General features: G+C 48.0%; 17 protein-coding genes. 9 read left to right on the top strand and 8 right to left on the bottom strand.

What is annotated here, in order from left to right; genetic code table 11:
* Positions 1 to 149: 149 nt before the first annotated feature.
* Positions 150 to 293: a hypothetical protein gene (locus JGK39_RS10100; protein ID WP_293247881.1), complete on the bottom strand. Its 144-nt coding sequence runs from the start codon at positions 291 to 293 to the stop codon at positions 150 to 152.
* A gap of 114 nt (positions 294 to 407) precedes the next feature.
* On the opposite strand from JGK39_RS10100, the gene JGK39_RS10105 reads away from it, so the two are divergent.
* A complete protein-coding gene (locus JGK39_RS10105) occupies positions 408 to 830 on the top strand; it encodes a hypothetical protein (protein WP_293247884.1) in 423 nt (140 codons plus the stop codon).
* On the opposite strand, the gene JGK39_RS10110 is transcribed toward JGK39_RS10105, so the two are convergent.
* The 7 genes from JGK39_RS10110 to JGK39_RS10140 all read right to left on the bottom strand — a co-directional run bounded on the left by JGK39_RS10110 (position 831) and on the right by JGK39_RS10140 (position 10,353).
* Entirely contained in the window at positions 831 to 1,841 is a 1,011-nt protein-coding gene (locus JGK39_RS10110; protein ID WP_293247887.1) for an ABC transporter permease, read from the bottom strand. It lies immediately after the preceding gene.
* Positions 1,842 to 1,850: 9 nt separating this feature from the next.
* Positions 1,851 to 2,402, bottom strand: a complete 552-nt coding sequence (locus JGK39_RS10115) for an AAA family ATPase (RefSeq protein WP_293247890.1) — start codon at positions 2,400 to 2,402, stop codon at positions 1,851 to 1,853.
* Positions 2,403 to 2,707: 305 nt separating this feature from the next.
* Complete coding sequence (locus JGK39_RS10120; protein ID WP_293247898.1) at positions 2,708 to 4,363, bottom strand: ABC transporter substrate-binding protein; 1,656 nt, start codon at positions 4,361 to 4,363, stop codon at positions 2,708 to 2,710.
* 322 nt (positions 4,364 to 4,685) lie between these two features.
* A complete protein-coding gene (locus tag JGK39_RS10125; RefSeq protein ID WP_293247901.1) occupies positions 4,686 to 5,300 on the bottom strand; it encodes a hypothetical protein in 615 nt (204 codons plus the stop codon).
* A gap of 286 nt (positions 5,301 to 5,586) precedes the next feature.
* Entirely contained in the window at positions 5,587 to 6,714 is a 1,128-nt protein-coding gene (locus JGK39_RS10130) for a type II secretion system F family protein (RefSeq protein ID WP_293247920.1), read from the bottom strand.
* Between the two features lie 256 nt (positions 6,715 to 6,970).
* Complete coding sequence (locus tag JGK39_RS10135; protein ID WP_293247928.1) at positions 6,971 to 8,068, bottom strand: type IV pilus twitching motility protein PilT; 1,098 nt, start codon at positions 8,066 to 8,068, stop codon at positions 6,971 to 6,973.
* A 272-nt stretch (positions 8,069 to 8,340) separates the two neighbouring features.
* Positions 8,341 to 10,353, bottom strand: a complete 2,013-nt coding sequence (locus tag JGK39_RS10140; RefSeq protein ID WP_293247938.1) for a GspE/PulE family protein — start codon at positions 10,351 to 10,353, stop codon at positions 8,341 to 8,343.
* 426 nt (positions 10,354 to 10,779) lie between these two features.
* On the opposite strand from JGK39_RS10140, the gene JGK39_RS10145 reads away from it, so the two are divergent.
* The 8 genes from JGK39_RS10145 to JGK39_RS10180 all read left to right on the top strand — a co-directional run bounded on the left by JGK39_RS10145 (position 10,780) and on the right by JGK39_RS10180 (position 19,896).
* Positions 10,780 to 10,968 carry a hypothetical protein gene (locus tag JGK39_RS10145; RefSeq protein ID WP_293247941.1) on the top strand — a complete coding sequence of 63 codons (189 nt, stop codon included), beginning with the start codon at positions 10,780 to 10,782 and terminating at the stop codon, positions 10,966 to 10,968.
* Positions 10,969 to 11,497: 529 nt separating this feature from the next.
* The gene (gene grpE, locus JGK39_RS10150; RefSeq protein ID WP_293247944.1) at positions 11,498 to 12,289 is read left to right on the top strand and encodes a nucleotide exchange factor GrpE; all 792 of its coding nucleotides are present in this window, start codon (positions 11,498 to 11,500) and stop codon (positions 12,287 to 12,289) included.
* A 292-nt stretch (positions 12,290 to 12,581) separates the two neighbouring features.
* Positions 12,582 to 14,702 (top strand): molecular chaperone DnaK, encoded by a 2,121-nt coding sequence (gene dnaK / locus JGK39_RS10155; protein WP_293247947.1) that lies wholly within the window; start codon positions 12,582 to 12,584, stop codon positions 14,700 to 14,702.
* Positions 14,703 to 14,837: 135 nt separating this feature from the next.
* Entirely contained in the window at positions 14,838 to 15,968 is a 1,131-nt protein-coding gene (gene dnaJ, locus JGK39_RS10160) for a molecular chaperone DnaJ (protein WP_293247964.1), read from the top strand.
* Positions 15,969 to 16,527: 559 nt separating this feature from the next.
* Positions 16,528 to 16,821 (top strand): sulfurtransferase TusA family protein, encoded by a 294-nt coding sequence (locus tag JGK39_RS10165; RefSeq protein WP_293247979.1) that lies wholly within the window; start codon positions 16,528 to 16,530, stop codon positions 16,819 to 16,821.
* The gene (gene rsgA / locus JGK39_RS10170; protein WP_293247988.1) at positions 16,818 to 18,068 is read left to right on the top strand and encodes a ribosome small subunit-dependent GTPase A; all 1,251 of its coding nucleotides are present in this window, start codon (positions 16,818 to 16,820) and stop codon (positions 18,066 to 18,068) included. The genes JGK39_RS10165 and rsgA overlap by 4 nt, the downstream gene beginning before the upstream one ends.
* A gap of 244 nt (positions 18,069 to 18,312) precedes the next feature.
* On the top strand, positions 18,313 to 19,098 hold the full coding sequence (locus JGK39_RS10175; protein ID WP_293248051.1) for a MotA/TolQ/ExbB proton channel family protein: 786 nt from the start codon (positions 18,313 to 18,315) through the stop codon (positions 19,096 to 19,098).
* A gap of 12 nt (positions 19,099 to 19,110) precedes the next feature.
* Positions 19,111 to 19,896 carry a biopolymer transporter ExbD gene (locus JGK39_RS10180; protein WP_293295470.1) on the top strand — a complete coding sequence of 262 codons (786 nt, stop codon included), beginning with the start codon at positions 19,111 to 19,113 and terminating at the stop codon, positions 19,894 to 19,896.
* The last annotated feature ends 511 nt before the right edge of the window (positions 19,897 to 20,407 follow it).

The raw sequence follows: 20,407 nt of genomic DNA on the forward strand, positions 1-20,407 counted from the left end.
AAATTTTTGCTGATGCGCGACATCGTCTTTCAGACTCATCCGATCGGGTGATTTAAAAAAAGTTCCCCAACCAGCACCTGTAAACAATTATAGCTAATCTTTGCAACTTATTAAATAATGTTAAGTTTTTTCAGTCTCAAGAGGTAAGTTCAAACTTCGATCGCACTCAACTGACTTTCTGCGGAGGCGGGATCTGCCGCGCGGGCGATCGGCTTCCAGTAAGTCGTGGGTTGTCTTGTAGGGCGATCGCACAGTGCGCGCCCGGTAACTACACAGTATGAAGACGCTGACATCTCATAAACCCGTTTGTCGATCGTACCCTGTCCAACTCCTGAATATCTATGTGCCCTGTGTCCGCAACAGGTTAAAATATTTTGCAAATCCGTTGAAAATGGAAAAGCTTCAACATGAATCGTCCTCAAAGCGTTACAGTTCTGGCAATCTTACAGTTAATTAGTGGCATCTTCAGTCTGCTTGACGGCTTGTTCATCTTACTTTTTGCAGGCGTTTTAGGCGGTCTCGGCGCAGTTGGATTCGGCGCAAAAGTTGGCACTGTCATCGGCGGCTTCATTGCAATTTTTGCTGGAATCGCGATAATTATCGGAATTATTTCCCTAGTCTTAGCATGGGGTTTGCTTCAACTAAAAAAATGGGCTTGGACTGGAACATTAATTATCCATGTCATCGCCGTCGTCACGCAAATTGCCAAAATGTTTGGTAGCGCAGGTACAGCAGTCAATTTTCTATCTCTGGGTTTTGCCATTGCTAGCATTTACTACCTGCTACAGCCGGATGTTAAACAAGCATTTTCTGTAGAACTTCCCTTCTAATTAACGGTACTGAATTCTCGGGTCAAAAAAAGCATAGGAAATATCAACCGCCAGATTGATCAGCACAAAAGTCACAGCCACAAAGATTACTCCTCCTTGCACAATTGGGTAATCCCGCGTCAGAATCCCGCTGTAAATCCAGGAACCAATTCCCGGCCACGAGAAAATTGTTTCAGTCAAAATCGCGCCACCCAAAAGCGTGCCGAACTGCAAACCTATAGTTGTGACGATCGGCAAAAACGCATTTTTCAAAGCGTGTCTCAAAATCACCCAAAATTCCGGCAAACCCTTAGCCCGCGCCGTGCGGATGTAATCTTGCGCCAGCACTTCCAGCATCGCAGCACGAGTAATCCGAGCGATTATCGCCAAGGGGATTGTTCCTAAAGTCAAGGCTGGGAGGATGAGATGGGCGATCGCATCCCGGAAAGCCGCCAAATCGCACCTCAGCAAAGAATCCACAACATAAACACCCGTAATCGACTTAAAACCAAACCCCAAATCCACACTAATTCGCCCGCTAGGGGGCAGCCATTTCAGAGAAACAGCAAACAAATAAATCAACATCAAACCCAACCAATAAACGGGCAAAGATACCCCAATCAAAGAACCGCTCATCGTCAGATTGTCCAGCCAGCTATTTTTCCGAACAGCAGCCAAAATCCCCGCCGGAATTCCCACCAAAAGAGCCAATAACATCGCCGCCACAGACAATTCCAAGGTGGCCGGCCAGCGACTTCTAATTTCATCAACAATCGGTATACCGCTAATAATGCTATTTCCCAAATCGAATCGAATCAAACTCCATAAAAAAGCCAAATATTGCCAAGGTAAAGGCTGATTCAGACCCAATCTCGCCCTCAAAATTTCCACCTGTTCGGGAGTTCCCCGTTCTCCCAAAAGCACTGTAGCTGGGTCTCCGGGTATCAGGTGCAAAAAAGCAAATACTAGCAGAGTGATTCCGAACAGAACTGGCAATAGTCCCAGCAAACGTTTAACAATATATTGAAACATCACTCGATCTCATTCACCTTGCAAATTTGCCAAAATCCGATCGACCGTTTCTTCTACCGTTAGATGGGTTGAATCCAGCCAGTAGCCAAGGCGAGGAGTTTCGGTACGGAGAATGCGATCGAAGGCATAAACCATTGTTTCGTTGGCATATCCGGTTTTCGTTCTTGCTGCATCCCGTGCAGCTACAACTTCTGCCTTCGGACACAGAACGATCGCGGACAACGGCACATCGTGGAAAGTGGCAAGTACCTCAGCCAGTGCCGAACCAATGATGATGTCTTGATAAACGACCGTAAAACCAGCCTGGAGATAGTGTCGCGCTGCCATTGCTGCCAGGTGATACCGCAGTTGAAGCTGCTGATATGCCTCTGCTGACAAATTTAACGCCATTTGGGCCTGTCCGTTCACAATCATGCGACGAAAGATATCGCCGCGAAGGTGGACACTTTTGGGCAACCGTTCGGCAAGTGATTGGGCCACACTTGATTTTCCGGCAGCCATGTTCCCGGTAATCAAAATAATTTGTGGCTGATGATTGGCAGGTTGCTGATTGCTCTCCATACTGTTTGTTAAGGTAAATTCATATAAAGATAAGATAACAGCAAACGTTTAACAATATATTGAAACATCAGTTTATTTTAAATGCGAGATCATTATAAGTTTGTAGTGCGGACTTCAGTCCGCAGATTTTTGCGGACTGAAGTCCGCACTACGAACGTTACTTATTGAAACATCAGTTTATTTTAAATGCGAGATCATTATAAGTTTGTAGTGCGGACTTCAGTCCGCAAAAATGTTCGATCGTTCGGACTTCAATCCTCTGAATTTTAGAAGGACTGAAGTCCTCACTACCAACCAAATTTTCACTATAATTTACTCACATCCTCAAAAGACTCCGACCCCAAAGGACTCGGAATCCAACCTTTAACATTCTTGCGTTTCCCTAAAAGCGGCTGCGAATGTACGATCGGCAAACGCACAGCCTCCCCATGCAAAATCTCGCTAACTTCCGCATAAATTTTCCCTCTAGCTGCTTTATCCCCACTCGCCCTTCCCTTATCCAAAAGTTCCAAAACCTTCGGATTTTTCCAATTTCCCAAATCCGCCGTCGAACCGGGCCCAAAGTGAGGATAATAAAAATTGTCAGGATCGCCATAATCTCCAGTCCAACCCATCATAAAAGCTTGAAAGCCCGGAGGTTTTAGCCGATCGGCCAAATAAGCAGACCAATCCTTCGTCAGCAACTTTACCCGAATCCCGATCGCGCTTAAATCCGCAGCCAAAGCCTCAGCAATCGGCTTCGGCGTGGGAAAATAGGGACGGCTGACCGGCATATACCACAAATTCAAATCAAAACCGTTCGGATAACCGGCCTTCGCCAGCACTGCTTTAGCTTGCTGCGGGTTAAATTCGTAATCTTTAACTTTGTCAGACTCCGCCCAATTCAGCGCAGGCGGGATAAATTGCGAGTCATATTTGCCGAGTTCTCCCCAAAAAGCCTTGACTATAGCTTGCTTGTTGATTGTTTGGGCGATCGCCCGCCGCACCTCTGATTTCGCCAAAGGTGCGTAACCCGGATTTAACGCTAAATAACCCACATTAAAAGAAGGTCGCAAAACAGCTTCCAAATTAGTATCCGCCTGCACCTCTTTCAATTGATCCGGCGTTAAATCCACAGTAAAATCCAGTTGACCAGCCCTCAATTGAGCCAATCTCGCTGCCGGATCGTCCACAAAACGGATTACCAACTGATTGACTTTCGGCGTTCCCGCTTTCCAATAATTAGGATTTTTTTCTAAGATAATGCGATCGCCCGAGATCCATTCCTTAAACACAAAAGGCCCCGTACCCACCGCCAGCGACCCCGGAGTGCCGTATTTAGCCCCCGCTTTCTTCACCGCCGCCGGACTCGCAATCCCAAAATAACCCGACCCAATCGCCAAAGGAAAGGCAGCAAAAGGCCTATTTAACACAAACCTAATCGTAGACTTATCAACAACCGCCACATCCTTGACCAGGGAAGCTTTATCGCCCTTAAATCCAGCAAAAAAGTTTTTCCAAATCTGATAAGTTTTGCCAGAATCTCGATAACCGTGAGGATTTTTGGCATCCCACCAGCGATCGACATTAAACTTAACAGCATCCGCGTCAAAATCCGTCCCGTCGTGAAACTTCACCCCCGATCGCAACTTAAAAGTCCAAGTTTTGCCATCTGTAGAACTCGACCATTCAGTAGCCAGACTCGGTTCTAGTTCTACGGTTCCGGGTTTAAAATCAGTCAAGCGATTGTAGATTTGGTCGATCGCAATCACCGAATTACCATCAGTAACATTTCCGGGTTCCAGATTCACCGGCGGCCCTCCCGCACCGTAGACTAAAGCCCCCGGTGGGACAGCAGCAGGAGTTGTCGCAGTTGGAGAATTATTGCTAATATTTGCAGGAGTGCCACAATTTGAGACAATTACAGCCATCCCAAAAACTAGAGCTAATAAAACTAAACGCCAAGATTTTAACAACCTCATCTCAATAGCTCCTAATTTAATAAAAAATTGTACTCACATAAATAAATTTCTAATTTGCTCTTTTTCTCCTCTCTGCGCTCTCTGCGTTCTCTGCGGTTCATTTGATAAATTACATATTCAAATCAAATTTAATTAACACAACAAAATAAAACATACTATACCTCTTGAAATCCCCAAATAAATTTCCTATCTTGAAATGTATCTGCGTTAATCTGTTTTATCTGCCTTTCATCTGCGGTTGATTGACAATTAAACATTTGTCCAATTCAAATATACCAATTATCCCTTGCCAAACCTACTTAATTATCGATCGCACCACCGCCTACAACTCATAACTCTCTTCACCCATACTCCCCAATTCTGGGCTACCGAGAAACTCTTCATCCTCTAATTCCTCAATTGCAGAGTCAAAACTTTCAACAACAAACGGCAAACCCGCCGCCATCAAACCTCGTTGAATGCGATCGCTCGTTTCCTCAAACAAAACAAATAGCGGATGAACCGCCTCAGCCTCATCACTAAAAATATGTCTGTAGCGGTAAGGCATCACCCACTCGTAACCTTTATCCAACCAAACCTGACACTGCCGCCAGCGGCCCAACAAATCAGAAAAATCCTCGCCCGGGCGGTGAATAAAAACCAAAATTTCCACCCCAATTTTAACTTTCCACTCTGGATCGCACATCAAAATTGCCAAATCGCAAGGCAAACAAGCTGCCTGTCCCGGAGAGATGCTAGTCCCCCCCCTACCCGCATAGGAAACCCCCTCCCGCAAGCGCACAATGGGCAAAGGAATGGTAATTAAACTTTCGTTAGCGCGGCGGATACTCGGAATCATCTCCATGTACAGCCGATATTTTTTCAGCAGGGCGATCGCTGCCGAAAATTCGCTGTACTGTGCTAGTAAAGCCTCGTAATGTGATTGTTTGACAGACATTTTAAATCAATTAATTAGTCATTAGTCATTAGTCATTAGTCATCAGTCATTGGTCAGTTGTCAGTTGTCAGTTGTCATTGGTTATTCATTATTGGCAACTTGTAATTGGCAATTTGTAATTGGTAATTGGCAATTGGTTATTCATTACTTGGCAATAATTGGTCATTGGTTATTCAAAGATTAGCCAAGACCATATCGCTGACTGAACAGTATTAACAACTCAAACAAAGCCAATGACAACTCTTAAATAACAACTGTCAACTGCCAACTGTCAACTGTCAACTGTCTACAGCTTCTGAAACACTGCGAACATCGGCAGATACATCGACAGCAAAATCGAAGCTACGATCGCACCGATGACCACAATCATCAAAGGTTCCAGCATACTGGTAAGTCCTTTGACCGCTTCTTCCACTTCCGTTTCGTAGAAAGCGCCAACTTTCATCAACATTTTGTCAAGTTCCCCTGTTTCCTCGCCAATTGCCATCATTTGAATTGCCAAAGACGGAAAAACAGCTTGTTCTTGCAAAGCAATACTGATCATGCCACCGCTTTGAATTTCCTGTCTCGCATATTCGATCGCATTTGAGATCGCCTGATTTCCCGCCACATCTCGCACAATTTCCAAAGAGTTAAGAATCGGCACGCCCGATCGCGTCAGCGAGCCAAAGATGACGCAAAACCTCGCTACCGCCGATTTTTCAATCAAATCTCCAAAAATTGGCAACTTCATCGCAATTTTATCGATTTGCAGGCGACCTACTGGAGTTTTGTAGTACATATCGAAGGCAAATTTTAGCGCTATAATTACCCCAATAACTGTCACTTGTTGGATCGGAGGCCAAGCAGTACAAAAAGCGCTAATTCCCAGCATAAACAGCGTAAAAGCTGGCAAATCCGCCCCAATATCCTTAAAGATTTTCGCGAAAGTTGGGAGCAAGAATATGGTCATAGCGAAAAAAATCACGACCGCTATAAACAGCACCGTCTTCGGATAAGACATCGCCGACTTAATTTCCGATTCCGTTTTGTGATTTTTTTCCATCATCGTCGCCAGACGGTCGAGGGTTTCATCTAGCACACCGCCCACCTCTCCCGCCGCCACCATACTGATAAACAGTTGGTCAAAAACATCAGGAAACTTAGCCATTGCCTCTGCCAAGTTTATCCCCTCTTGCACGTCAGCATTCATGCTCCTGAGCGCTCGTTTCAACTTAGCATTAGAGCACTGCTCGTGCAGCACAGAAAGGCATCTCACGATCGCCACCCCGGCATTAAACATAGCCGCAAACTGACGAGCAAAAATCGCCATATCCTTAACAGTAAGACTGCTAAGGTTATACTCAAATTCCTCCTGAATCCTAGTGAGATCGAAGCCACTTTTCGGCTTGGGATTAATAACATTGGTAGCCATAGATTGCCTCTGGAAAATTATTAAAAGTCATTAGTCATTAGTCATTGGTCATCAGTCATTAGTCATTAGCGATTGGTTATTTCTGCAGACTGCTGACTAATGACTGATGAATTCGCCCCAAAATCGGTACAATTCCCCAACACTCATGAGAGTCAATCCCCAAATTTTAGACCGTAATTCAAGCTCCCAGATTCACTGCGCTGCAATAAAATCTAAAATCTAAAATCTAAAATCTAAAATCGACTGACTGACTGAATTAATGAGCCCCTACCTTGCCTGTACCCACAGGTGCCGGGCCGATCAAGCGTTCGAGTTCGTCAGCCTTAGAAGCCTTGCCCATTGCCGCTTCCCAAGTGATTTTACCGCCCTTGTAAAGTTCAGCGAGGGCCATTTCCATCGTCCTCATGCCCAATTTTGCCCCCATTTGGATTTGGGAGTAAATCATGGGAGTTTTGCCCTCCCGGATCAAGTTAGCCATAGCTGGAGTATTCACCATGATTTCCATAGCGCAGCAGCGGCCGCCCCCAACTTTCACAACCAAATTTTGGCTGCAAATTCCGACTAAAGAGTTAGATACCTGGGCGCGAACCTGGGGTTGTTGAATGGGCGGGAACACGTCCAAAATCCGATCGATCGTAGCAGCCGCCGAATTAGTGTGCAGCGTTCCCATCACCATGTGACCCGTTTCCGCCGCCGAAATTGCCAGACCGATCGTTTCCAAGTCCCGCATTTCCCCCACCAAAATCACATCCGGATCTTCGCGCAGAGCTGCTTTCAGCGCATTAGCAAAGCTCTTAGTATCTTCCCCCTTTTGACGCTGGTGAAACAAACTCTTGACATTCGGAAACACATATTCGATCGGGTCTTCAACAGTCAGAATATGTTCCGCCCGCGTCCGGTTGACCAAATCCAACAAAGCCGCCATCGTAGTAGTTTTCCCGGAACCAGTTTGTCCCGTCACCAACAGCATACCCCTGGGTCTTTCCGTCATGTCCCGCAAAACCTGCGGCACGCCCAAAGCATCTGCATTAGGAATCTTAGAAGCCAGAGCCCGCATACAAGCAGCCCAAGCACCCCGCTCCCGGTACACATTCACCCGGAACCGAGCCAATCCCTTCACCCCGTAAGCGCAGTCCAGTTCCCACTCCATTTCCAACTGCTTGCGCTGCATATTGTTGAGCATTTGGAAGATCAGAATCTGCACTTCCTCAGCAGACAGAATGTCGCCGTATTGCGACTGAGGAGTTAGTTTCCCGCTGACGCGGAAGAAGATAGGCGCGCCTGCTTGGATGTGTATGTCCGAACCCCCTTGCTCTACCAGGGACTCCAATACGTCTTCAATCATCAGACCCATAGATACCTCTTCTCAATCTAGTTGATAGTTATTGACCAATCTAGCTCACTTGTCAGTTCCTAGTTGTCAGTTGGCTGTTGGCTGTTGGCCGTTGGCTGTTGGCTGTTGGCTGTTGGCTGTTGGCTGTTGGCTGTTGGCTGTTGACTGTTAACTACTGCCCAATACTCTGGAAATGCCAATGCTATAAGGCCCTGCGCGGGTCAATGCCCCATGCCCACGGAGCCCCATGCCCCATCCCCCATGCCCATGACTAATGACTAATGACTAATGAATCAATCCAAAAAGCGCGGCGTCAAGCAGTAGGGGCAATCCAGCATCTCCGGCTTCAATTCCGCCCGACAACTTTTGCAGGTAAGTCCCTGCTTGCGTTTGGCTTTCAGTTCCGCCTCCAAGCCCGAGTCAGTAAAGGTCACGCGCTCCACTTCTTCAAAGGTAGTCGCCCCTTCCCGCACCAACTGCAAGCTGTAAGCCAACAACGTTTTCATCCCTTCTTCTACCGCAGCTTCCTTAATTTGCTCTGTGGGAGCTCCTTGAGTGATCAGAGTTTGCAGCCGCTCAGTATTTTTCAGGAACTCGTAAACCCCTACCCGTCCTTTGTAGCCCAGGCCGCTGCACTTGCGACAAAGTTGATCGCGTTCTGCTAGTTCTTTCCTTTCCTCCACCGGTACGACATTTGCTCTGTTGACAGTCAGATCGATTTCTTGAGAAGCCGACAGACCGTAACGACCGAGTTCTTCAGCGGTAGGCTGGTAAGGAATGCAGCATTTGTCGCAAACCCGCCGCATTAGACGCTGAGCCAACACGCCCAACAGAGCGGCCGAAACCATGAAGGGTTCTACCCCCATTTCGTCCAAACGGGCGATCGCCCCAGCCGCGTCGTTCGTGTGCAGGGTAGTCAGCACTAAGTGTCCAGTCAACGCAGCTTCCAGAGCTGTTTTTGCCGTTTCCTTGTCCCGGGTTTCCCCCACCAGCAGCACGTCAGGGTCTTGCCGCAAAAATGCCCGCAGAATGTTGGAAAAAGTCAAGTCTTTTTCCCGAATTACTTGACATTGGGTAATTCCCGGCAAAGCATATTCGATCGGGTCTTCCGCCGTACTGATATTAATCCCCGGATCGTTCCGTTCCGCCAGAATCGAGTACAGAGAAGTTGACTTACCAGAACCCGTCGGCCCCGTCACCAAAATCAGTCCGAACGGACGGCTAGCAGTCTCTCGCACCAAAGCCAGAGTTTCTTGATCCGAGATCAACAAACCCAAACCCAACTGAGTGCTGGAACTGTCCAAAATCCGCAGCACGATTTTTTCCCCGTACCGCGAAGGCAAGCTGTTCACCCGGAAATCCACCGTGCGTCCCTCAAAAACCCGGCGGATGCGACCGTCTTGAGCTTGTCGGCGTTCGGCAATGTCCAGGTTGGCAATAATCTTGAAACGAGCGGTAATCGATTGGACTACTTGCTTCGGAAACCGGAAATACTCTTGCAGCACCCCGTCTTTCCGCATCCGTATCCGCATGAACTCTTCTTGGGGTTCTACGTGGATGTCCGACACCTTTTCCGACAAAGCTTTAGCCAAAATGATGTTGACGGCCTTAATTACCGGAGCAGCCTCAGCATCATCTATGGTGTTAGCTAGGTCTTCTTGGTCGGCAGTATCCTCTTCGAGCGAGAGTTCGCCAAAATCTCCCTCCCCTAACTCCAGCTTTCTCTGCTTTTCGGCTTCTGCTAATTTGGCTGCTACCTTAACTTGGTCGTCTTGATAGGACGAAGTTATGTCCTGATAGTCGTCTGGCGTAATCACCCGTCGCTGCAAAGCTAAGCCGTGGGGCTGTAAAATCCGCCGCAAATCTTCGATGGCGTTGAGGTTGTCGGGATCTACCATTGCTACTAAAACTGCCGCCGGCTCGGTTTCAGTCTTCGCTACTGGTAAAAAGCGACCTTGGTGACAAATGTCGATCGAAATTTTCAACCCCTCGAGCATAATTCCGAGTTGCTCGTTCGACATTTCGCTCATTTCCGGGTCATACGCTTCTACCCCGTAGACAATCTTCCGTTCAAACATCTGCTGCTTCTTGTAAAGCCGCAGCAATTCAGGGGGCAACGGCTGCCCGGTAAGTGCTTCTAATACCTCCGTCAACCGCTTGCCCGACTTCCGGCTTTCAATTTGAGCTTGCTTCAGTTGGTCGCCGTTGACGTAACCCGACTGAATCATCTTGTTGAGAGCCGGATTGAAATTGCTCAGAGCAACTATCGATGTGGTAGAGCGAAACCCTTGGGATGTGTTAGTCATAAAAAACACTCATGCTTGTGGGAAACTCAGTCACAAAAAGTGCTGAGAGGAAAACCAACTCGGGGTTTTAACCCCCGTATGCTTTGCTTGTAGATGAGCTATTTTGATTTTATGGCTCAATCCCTATCTTTAAAGTGTAAGCTCGTAGTCCTCTCTCATTTTCGTCCACAAATTGACGAGACGTTGGAGGGATTGGTCGATGCTTGCAATCAAATCTTGTTTGTTGGGGGCCGGCGTTGCTTACTTACCCGATCGGGTCTGCGAGATACTCTCGTTATAGCCTCACGGCACATCACTTGGGGATCGATCCCGAGGTGTGTCGCCTTTCCACGATCGTTCTATCTTCGCAAATTGTTTGGTCAAATTACAGTGCCCGTGGTGGCGCGGTTATCTGTACTAGGTTAAAGAGCCCATAGCCGATCTTTGATGATGATAGCTTTGACGAAAGGATCGATCGGTCTTTTGAGATATATTTTGATTAATTATCTGCGATCTGGTTGCGGGCGATCGCCCGAGCGGACTCCGATCGCCCAGATTTTGAGCAGCTCTAATTTTTTCGCTGCCAATATTCATGTCATTCTACCTGGTGTCCTAACCTTTGTGACGAAAGCTTGACGGTTCATCAATTTTGTCCAGAGGCAAATTAGATATCGCTCCTATCTACCGACTGGCAACCCGAGACCACCTAATCTTTCTCATTTTACTCGCAAATAATCGAGGACACCTCCCTGTTTTTCAACGCATTCAATGGTAAAAGACCAGCCTCTATCTGCGAATAAAACAACCATACAGATTAACTTTAATTAACTCTCGTTTGCAGCAAATATTGAAGTATCAGCCGTCAACATCTCAATTATTTTTAGGAAATCCAACTGCTTAATATACTTATAAACTTGCTATCAATGCTGTCTCATTCCCAGATTGCGATACAAAAAACGTTGTGTTAGCGCCAAGGACAGTCTTACTAGAGCTAGAGATCGAGATGTCATTTCCCTAAAATATTGAAAGCTTTGAGAGATTGCTGCACATAGGCCGGAGCTTTCCTAGGAATCAAATAGTGCCATACACAATAAATTATAGTTCTCTACATTTACCGTGTATGGTGTATCTGCTAGAATTGATAGGGTTCTGTCGCGCAGCTTTTATGATTGACGAGGAAAAACAGCAAGATCTAGATCCTAACTCAACTGGGGAAACCCCAGAAGGTTCAGCAATGGCAAGCGAAACTCCGCCGGCACCAGCAAACTCGAACGAAGCAGCCGATTGGGAACTCGAACTTGCTCAAGCTTATCAAAGCGCCGAGGGCGATCGCAAGGGAGCAAACGCATCTGGGGATCCTATCACCGGCAGTTCCACCAACAGCCCGACAGCAGACGCGGCTGAATCGTGGAAGAGGGAACTCGCCTCGGTAAAAGATGAAAAAGAGGCTTTAAAAACTCAGTTGCAAGCCACAGCGGCTCAACTAGAAGACCTAAAAAATCAAAATCTCCGCCTAGCAGCAGATTTTGACAACTTCCGCAGGCGCACCCAAAAGGAAAAAGAAGAGTTAGATTTACAGGCAAGGTGTATCACGATCAAGCCTCTTTTGCCGGTAATCGACAATTTCGAGCGCGCTCGATCGCACATTAAGCCGCAAAACGACGGCGAAATGAACATTCACAAAAGCTACCAAAGCGTTTACAAGCAAATGGTAGATAGTCTCAAACAAATTGGGGTTTCTCCGATGCGCCCTGAAGGCGAACAATTTGACCCCAACCTCCATGAAGCTCTCCTCAGCGAGCCCACAGACGAACACGAGGAAGGAACAATCATCCAAGAACTAGAACGCGGCTACATTTTGGGCGATCGCGTCTTGCGCCACGCCAAAGTGAAAGTTGCAGCGCCTGGGATATCTGTGGTAGCCTCAGATGAAAATCCCGATAGTTCGGAAAGTTAATCGGGATACAAGCTACTGCATTCTGAACCCTGCTGTGACCCCCGAAGAGCATTCGGGGGCCCGAAGGTGGCAGACTCACCAACTTCTTAATTCAGGACTAAAAGCAGGTCAGCCCTTTCTGAACAAATTGTGAACAATGTTTTAACGAGTCTGTGATACTGCATTAAAATATCAAGTTTGTTTCCTACCAATCCAGTCAGGTGATGCTTGTTAAAACCAAGCTTAGTAGTTTTTTATACCCCAACTTGTAGTTGGAAGTTTCCAAACATCCCACAAAGTTTTATGAGGCGCTATGGGAAAAATTATTGGAATTGACTTAGGCACGACCAACAGTTGCGTAGCTGTATTGGAGGGCGGTAAACCCGTCGTGATCGCCAATTCCGAGGGCGGCCGCACAACTCCGAGCATCGTAGGATTTGGCAAGGGGGGCGATCGCTTAGTCGGTCAACTAGCCAAGCGGCAAGCTGTAACTAATGCTGTAAATACTGTCTACAGCATCAAACGATTTATCGGGCGCCGGTGGGACGACACGGAAGAAGAACGATCGCGTACTCCCTATACCTGCATCAAAGGCAAAGACGACACTGTTAACGTCCAAATTCGGAACAAGGTTCACACCCCTCAAGAAATCTCGGCCATGGTACTCCAAAAGCTCAAGCAAGATGCTGAAGCTTATTTGGGACAAACTGTTACCCAAGCCGTGATTACTGTACCGGCATACTTCACAGACGCCCAGCGGCAAGCTACTAAAGACGCCGGTACGATCGCGGGTTTAGAAGTCCTGCGGATCGTCAACGAACCGACGGCGGCCGCCCTTTCCTACGGGCTCGACAAGCAAAATATCGAACAGAAAATCTTGGTCTTTGACCTCGGCGGCGGTACTTTCGACGTTTCGATCCTGCAATTGGGAGACGGAATTTTTGAAGTCAACGCCACCGCAGGTAACAACCATCTCGGAGGAGATGACTTTGATGACTGCATAGTCCAGTGGCTGGTAGAAGCTTTCCGGACTCAAGAAGGTAGCGACCTCTCAACAGACAAAATGGCATTGCAGCGCCTCCGAGAAGCTGCGGAAAAGGCGAAAATCGAACTTTCTCTCTCGCAATCCACATCAATTAATTTGCCGTTCATCTCCTCTGATGCCAAAGGGCCCAAGCATTTGGAAATGGATCTGTCTAAGGCTCAGTTTGAAAAACTGGTGGGTCATTTGGTGCAGGCGACGATCGATCCGGTAACTCAAGCCCTCAAAGACGCCAGTCTTACCCCGAAAGATATAGACAGAATTATTTTAGTCGGAGGCTCAACCCGAATTCCGGCAGTTCAAGAGGCAATTAGCAAATATTTTGGCGGCGCCTCTCCCGATAAATCGGTGAATCCCGACGAAGCTGTAGCCGTAGGCGCGGCAATTCAAGCCGGGGTATTGGGCGGTGAAGTCAAAGATTTGCTGTTGTTAGACGTGACGCCGCTTTCCCTGGGACTCGAAACTTTGGGCGGTGTGTTTACCAAAGTAATCGATCGCAATACAACCATCCCCACCAGTCGATCGCAAATGTACAGCACCGCGGCAGACGGGCAAACCTCCGTAGAAATTCACGTCCTCCAAGGCGAGCGCGCATTAGTTAAAGACAACAAAAGTCTCGGTAAATTCCTGCTCAAAGGCATCCCCGCAGCCCCCCGCGGCGTACCTCAAATCGAAGTTACCTTTGAAATAGATGCTAACGGCATTCTCAAAGTTGCCGCAGAAGACAAGGGAACCGGCAAAGAACAAAGCATCCAAATTTCCAATACAGGGGGATTGAGCGAAACCGAAGTCGAGCGGATGCGCCAAGAAGCCGAACTTTACGCCGACGAGGACATCAAGCGCGCTCAACTCGTCGAACTCAAAAATCAAGCCGACACCCTGGTCTATAATTGTGGTGTCACTTTGAAAACCAACGCACAATTGCTGAGCGACGAGCTCAAAGTCGTAGCCGAAACAGCAGCAACAGCTTTGAAAGCCTCTATGGCTAACCCCGACATCACTGGTGAGGAACTCACCGAACAAATCGAAGCTTTCAAGCAACTGCTATACTCCCTCGGGACAGCAGTCTACGAGCAAGCCCGCAGCGGGGTAGCCCCCTCCTCGCCAGAGGCTGAAAGCGAGATGATGTCAGAACTACAAGAGGTTGCAGCTACCGACGACAGCCTTTTCCTGACAGAAGAGCTGCTGGTGGCGCCCCAAGCTCCGCCACAACCGGAACCAAAACCGGAACCAAAACCGGAACGACAGTCCAAGCGACAGCCGGAACCAAAACCGGAACCAAAACCGGAACCAAAACCGGAACGACAGTCCAAGCGACAGCCGCAACCACAACCGCAACCACAACCGAAGGTTCCCGAACCTGAAGTTGATGAGATGAATCCTTTCCTTTAGAACAACTGAACAGCTAAAAATTAAAAGTTAAAAGTTAACAATGAGAATTTTTAATTTTTAATTAGTAATTTCAGGAAGGGCCGCCCATTTCTTTTTCGTACACTTTTTGTTATTTACCTCCAGGCAAGCAGCTTTATGGCCGGTGATTACTATGAAATATTAGGCGTTTCTCGCAGCGCAGACAAAGAGGAAATTAAGCGTGCTTACCGCCGCCTAGCTCGCAAGTACCATCCAGATGTCAACAAAGAATCTGGAGCTGAGGAGCGGTTTAAAGAAATTAACCGTGCCTACGAGGTACTATCCGAACCGGAAACCCGCGCCCGTTTCGATCGTTTCGGCGAAGCAGGCGTCAGCGGTGCAGGCGCGCCTGGGTTCCAAGACTTCGGCGACAGCTTTGCTGACATCTTTGAAAGCTTCTTTCAGGGTTTTCAAGGAGGGGCGGGCGGCCAACAACAACAAGGTCGCAGGCGCAGCGGCCCCGTGCGCGGAGATGATTTGCGACTGGATTTGCGGCTGGAGTTTCGCGAAGCAGTTTTTGGTGGGGAAAAAGAACTCCGCATCAAGCACCTAGAAACCTGCGAAACTTGTAACGGGACTGGCGCCAAACCGGGAACCCGACCTCAAACCTGTTCGACTTGTTCCGGCAGCGGTCAAGTCCGACGCGCTACCCGCACGCCTTTCGGCAGCTTTACTCAAGTTTCAGTTTGCCCCACCTGCAACGGCACCGGGCAAGTGATTGAGGACAAGTGCGAAACTTGCGGCGGCCGCGGTCAGAAAGAAGTGATGAAAAAGCTGAAAATCACTATTCCGGCTGGGGTTGACAACGGTACTCGCTTGCGCGTTTCCAATGAAGGGGATGCTGGCAAGTTGGGCGGGCCGCCGGGGGATCTTTACGTGTTTTTGGCTGTGAATGAAGACCCGCTATTTAAGCGGGACGGCATTAACGTTAATTCGGAAGTGAAGATTAGTTACTTGCAGGCAATTTTGGGCTGCAGGTTGGAAGTGGAAACTGTAGATGGGCCGACGGAATTGTTGATTCCTACTGGGACTCAGCCTGGTACGGTTCTGACTCTGGAGAAAAAAGGAGTGCCTAAGTTGGGCAATCCAGTCAGTCGCGGCGACCATTTGATTGCTGTGTCTATTGATATTCCGACTAAGGTGACTGCTGAGGAACGGGAGTTGCTGATGCAGCTTGCTAAGCTGAAGGGCGATCGTACTGGTAAAGGCGGCTTGGAAGGATTTCTGGGCAATTTGTTTCAGAAATAAGCAATTTTTTGACACCCATGGGTGTCAAATTTTCCTGTTCGATCGTTCCGTGGCAATTTTTTAAATTCTCTATCAAAAAAATGAGACCAATTGGTCTCATTTTGCCCAGGTAGAATAATTGTTCGGCAATTTGTTTAATTCTCTGTCAAAAAAGTCAGCGCAATTGCGCTCATTTTGTACAGGTAGAATAATTGTTGGGCAATTTGTGGGAATAGTCCTCAAAAAAATGACACCAATTGGTGTCAAAAATCGGCGGTAGAATAATTGTTGGGCAATTTGTCGGAATAGTCCTCAAAAAAATGACACCAATTGGTGTCAAGAATCGGTCGTAGAATAATTGTTGGGCAATTTGTGGGAATAGTCCTCAAAAAAATGACACCAATTGGTGTCAAAAATCGGTCGTAGAATAATTGTTGGGCAATTTGTGGGAATAGTCCTCCAAAAAATGACACCAATTGGTGTCAAAAATCGGAGGTAGAATAATTGGCAGGCAATTGGTTCACGATAAAATAAGGCTTTCAGGATTTGAGATGGGAAATTTGAAAAGAAAAGGCATACTATGAATTCAACATCCACAATAGAAAATCCCAAATCTCCAGATGCCAAAATCGATCTGCGGGGGACTCCGTGTCCTCTGAATTTTGTCCGCACTAAATTGCGCTTGGAACAAATGCCACCTGGTGCTGTTTTGGAGGTGTGGTTGGATGCTGGGGAGCCGATCGAACAAGTACCCGACAGTCTGAAAATGGAAGGCTACCAGATTCTCGAAACGCAATTTATGGCGGATGAGTCGGAACCCGGCTTTTTTGCGATGAAAGTGCAAAAAAGCCCAGAAAACCAGGAAGCAGGATGAGCCTGAATTCTTCCTCGATCGTCGGTACTGTAGTTGCTGTTCAGGCTAACTTCTACCGAGTCAGGCTAGATCCAGCAGCCGGCATTCACGAGAATATAGCCCTGGCGGATGCTCCCACTCTCCTGTGCACTCGCCGCACTCGACTGAAAAAAATTGGTCAACAGGTGATGGTGGGCGATCGCGTGGTGGTAGACGAACCGGACTGGACTGACCGCCGGGGTGCAATTTCTGAAGTCGAACCGCGCCGCACAGAACTCAACCGCCCGCCTGTAGCTAATGCCGATCGCATTCTCCTGGTTTTTGCCCTCGCCGAACCGGATTTAGACCCCGCCTCATTAACTCGGTTTTTAGTCAAGGCTGAATCTACAGGTTTAGAGGTGAGTTTGTGCCTGAACAAATGCGATTTGGTGAAGGCCCAGGAGTTGGAACAGTGGCGCGATCGGCTTTCAGGTTGGGGCTACGAACCAATGTTTATTAGCGTTCGCAGCGGTTTAGGAGTGCAGGAAGCTGCGTCTAAATTGCAAAATAAAGTTTCTCTAGAAAAAGTAGCTGACCAGCATTTAGTAGACAAAATAGAGGGTGTTGTGTTCCCTTATGAGGATAACCCCCTACTAGCAAATTCAGTCGATCCGTTAGATGCGTTAAATGCGGTACAAAATCCTTTGCCGAACTTGCTTGAGGGCCACATCCAAGACAAAATAACGATAATTTGTGGGCCTTCTGGGGTCGGCAAATCCAGCTTGATCAACCAACTGATTCCGGCGCAGAACCTTCGAGTGAGCGCTGTTTCTGGCAAACTCGGCCGCGGGCGCCACACGACTCGCCACGTCGAACTTTTTGAACTTCCCGACGGCGGGCTTTTGGCTGATACTCCGGGGTTCAATCAGCCGGCTCTCGAATCCGAGCCGTCGGAGTTAGCTGAATATTTCCCAGAAGCGCGTCAGAGGCTGGCTTTGGGTAGCTGCCAGTTTAGCGACTGTTCGCACCGCGATGAGCCTAACTGTGTGGTGCGGGGCGATTGGGAGCGCTACCAGTATTACTTGAATTTTCTGGAAGAGGCGATCGTCCGCCAGCAAACTCTGCAAAACTCCAGCAGCGCCGAATCCAGTTTGAAGCAGCAAACCAAGTCCGACGGTACACAGCAGTACGAACCGAAGTTGCAAACAAAAAAATATCGCCGCTCTTCCCGCCGCCAGCAACACCAGTCGCTGCAAGATATGTGTCAGGAAGATTTAGAGGAATTCTGAGGAAGTAGCCGCCTCAGATCCCCCAATACACCAGAAAATAGTACCAACACTTACCCAGGAACCGGATTCGATCGAGTAAGATACTTCTTTGCAGCCCGAGGCCTTAGGCTGCAAAACCCGGTTTCTTTAGTGGCGAGTGCGTCAGTCCTGAGTACATTAATCGCTAAAATTAAATGGCCGATAATTTGTAAAAAAAAGTAGAACAGAAGCAAAAGTTAGCGGGTAGTGCAGGAGCAAAAATATTGTGAATATTCAAGAACTGTTTCAGAAAGGCGGCCCCGCCATGTGGCCCCTGTTGGTGTTATCGATTGTCTCTGTAAGTACAATTATCGAGCGCTTGTGGTTCTGGGCAAGCCTCTTGAGCAAGGAGAAGCAGATAGTTAACCGCATTCTCGACGTGGCGCGCAGCGATTGGGGGGCGGCTAGCGAGATTGCCAGACAAGCCAACCGACAGCCGATCGGGCGATTTCTTTCTGCACCCCTGCGCCTGTACAATCCCGAACCAGATTTATTTCGACTCGCCCTCGAAGCCGCAGCCGATGAAGAGCTGGCTTCGATGCGCCGCGGGGACAAAATCTTAGAAGCGACGATCGCTCTCGCCCCTTTGCTGGGCTTGCTGGGAACAGTTTTGGGCTTGATGAACTCGATCCAGAAGGCCAATCCGGGTGACATCAGCGCCGAGGCAACGAAGGGGGTGACTTTGGGAATTAGTGAGGCACTGATTACCACTGCTTCGGGGATGGTAGTAGCAATTTTTACCTTGGTGTTTTATCGGATATTTCAAGCTTTTTTGTTCAACCAAGCAAAAATATTTCGCAAAGCTGGAAATGAACTGGAATTGCTTTACAGACAATACTGGCCGACGGCTAATGCTAAAGGTCGATCGCCTGATACGGATCGCAACAATTCTTCCTTTGGTTCCGATGGTTTGAACAGGCGTTCTCTCAATTCTCAAGAATCGGGGGAACGTCTCAGGGAGCCGAAATTGAAAGGTTCGGAGCCTGATGTTGATTCAACTTCTAATAATTAAAAGCAAGGAGCAATGATGAAGATTCACTTGGATACTCCTGCTGAAGATGCTCGGATTGAACTGCTTCCTTTAATTGACATAATCTTTTGTATTCTGACGTTTTTTTTGCTATCGGCTGTGCGAATGACCCGCCAGCAAGCAATTAATGTCGATTTACCGAAGGCGAAGACGGGACAAGCGCAGATGCGAGAGATGCTGATTGTCAGCATTGACGATTTCGGGCAAACTTATATCGACCAATTGCCTGTTAATTACCAACAGCTCGATCGAGTTTTAAAGAGTTTCCACAGCACAAATCCTGCCGGCTTGACGGTGTTGTACGCTCCTCAAAATGCTAAATACGCCAAAGTTGTCGAGGTTTTAGACAAATTGAGAGAGGTAGGGGGCGATCGAGTAGCCCTAGCAACTCTTCCTAGTTCGGCTCCCTCTGGGCAGCCGAACGATCCGTCACTTCCCAATTCCGGGATTCCTGCGGCACCTTCGGGCAATTACCCTCAACCCCTGCCGTCTCCCCTAGCTCCGGGCCAGCAGCAGTTCAATCCCAATGGCTTTCAATCTCCTCTCCCAGCTCCGGGGCAGCAGCAGTTCAATCCCAACGGGTTTCAATCTCCTCTCCCAGCGCCCGGACAGCAGCAGTTCAATCCCAATGGGTTTCAATCTCCTCTCCCAGCGCCCGGACAGCAGCCGAGGAACTCTGGGGGAAATCTGGGAATTCCTCCTGTGTCGCCCGCACCCACTGCCCCCAATTTCAGGCCCGGAGCGGCTGCTCCACCGCCGAATGTCCCTCCCTCGAATTAGTGAGAACGCTTCCAAGTTTGGGAACGAACGGTGTGCGGGATTTAACAGGTGTAGCGGATTTAACGAATGGATGTTCAGATTCAGTTGACCTGTGACAGTTGACTGCAAGAGGGCGACCTCTACCTGGCAGTCCGAGGATTGGAATAATGAATCGTCTTTTTTAAATTTCTCCCTACAAGCCTTGGGGCTTTCAACCAATTATTTCTGGTAAAAGTCTAAAGGAAGCTAGGCAAATGATTTGATAACGGATACCAGGAAGAAGGGAAGGGAAGGGAGAACAGAGAAATAGAAATTCTCCCACTCTCCCCATCTCCCCTCACCCGCTCTCCCCTTCACCCAGAGAGAATTTCCGCGCGAGTTGGTATAAATGGCTGCAATTATTTTGGTTCATACTGAGCCTTTTTTCTTTTGACAAGTATATAGAGTGGTATAAGTGGGCAGAAGGAACTTTTGCGGACATGCTACCATCTCTATGGTTAAGTTATTTCTTAGGGCAGATGGTAATTTTGTC

The organism is Microcoleus sp. PH2017_12_PCY_D_A (genome assembly GCF_020738565.1).
GTDB lineage: Bacteria > Cyanobacteriota > Cyanobacteriia > Cyanobacteriales > Microcoleaceae > Microcoleus.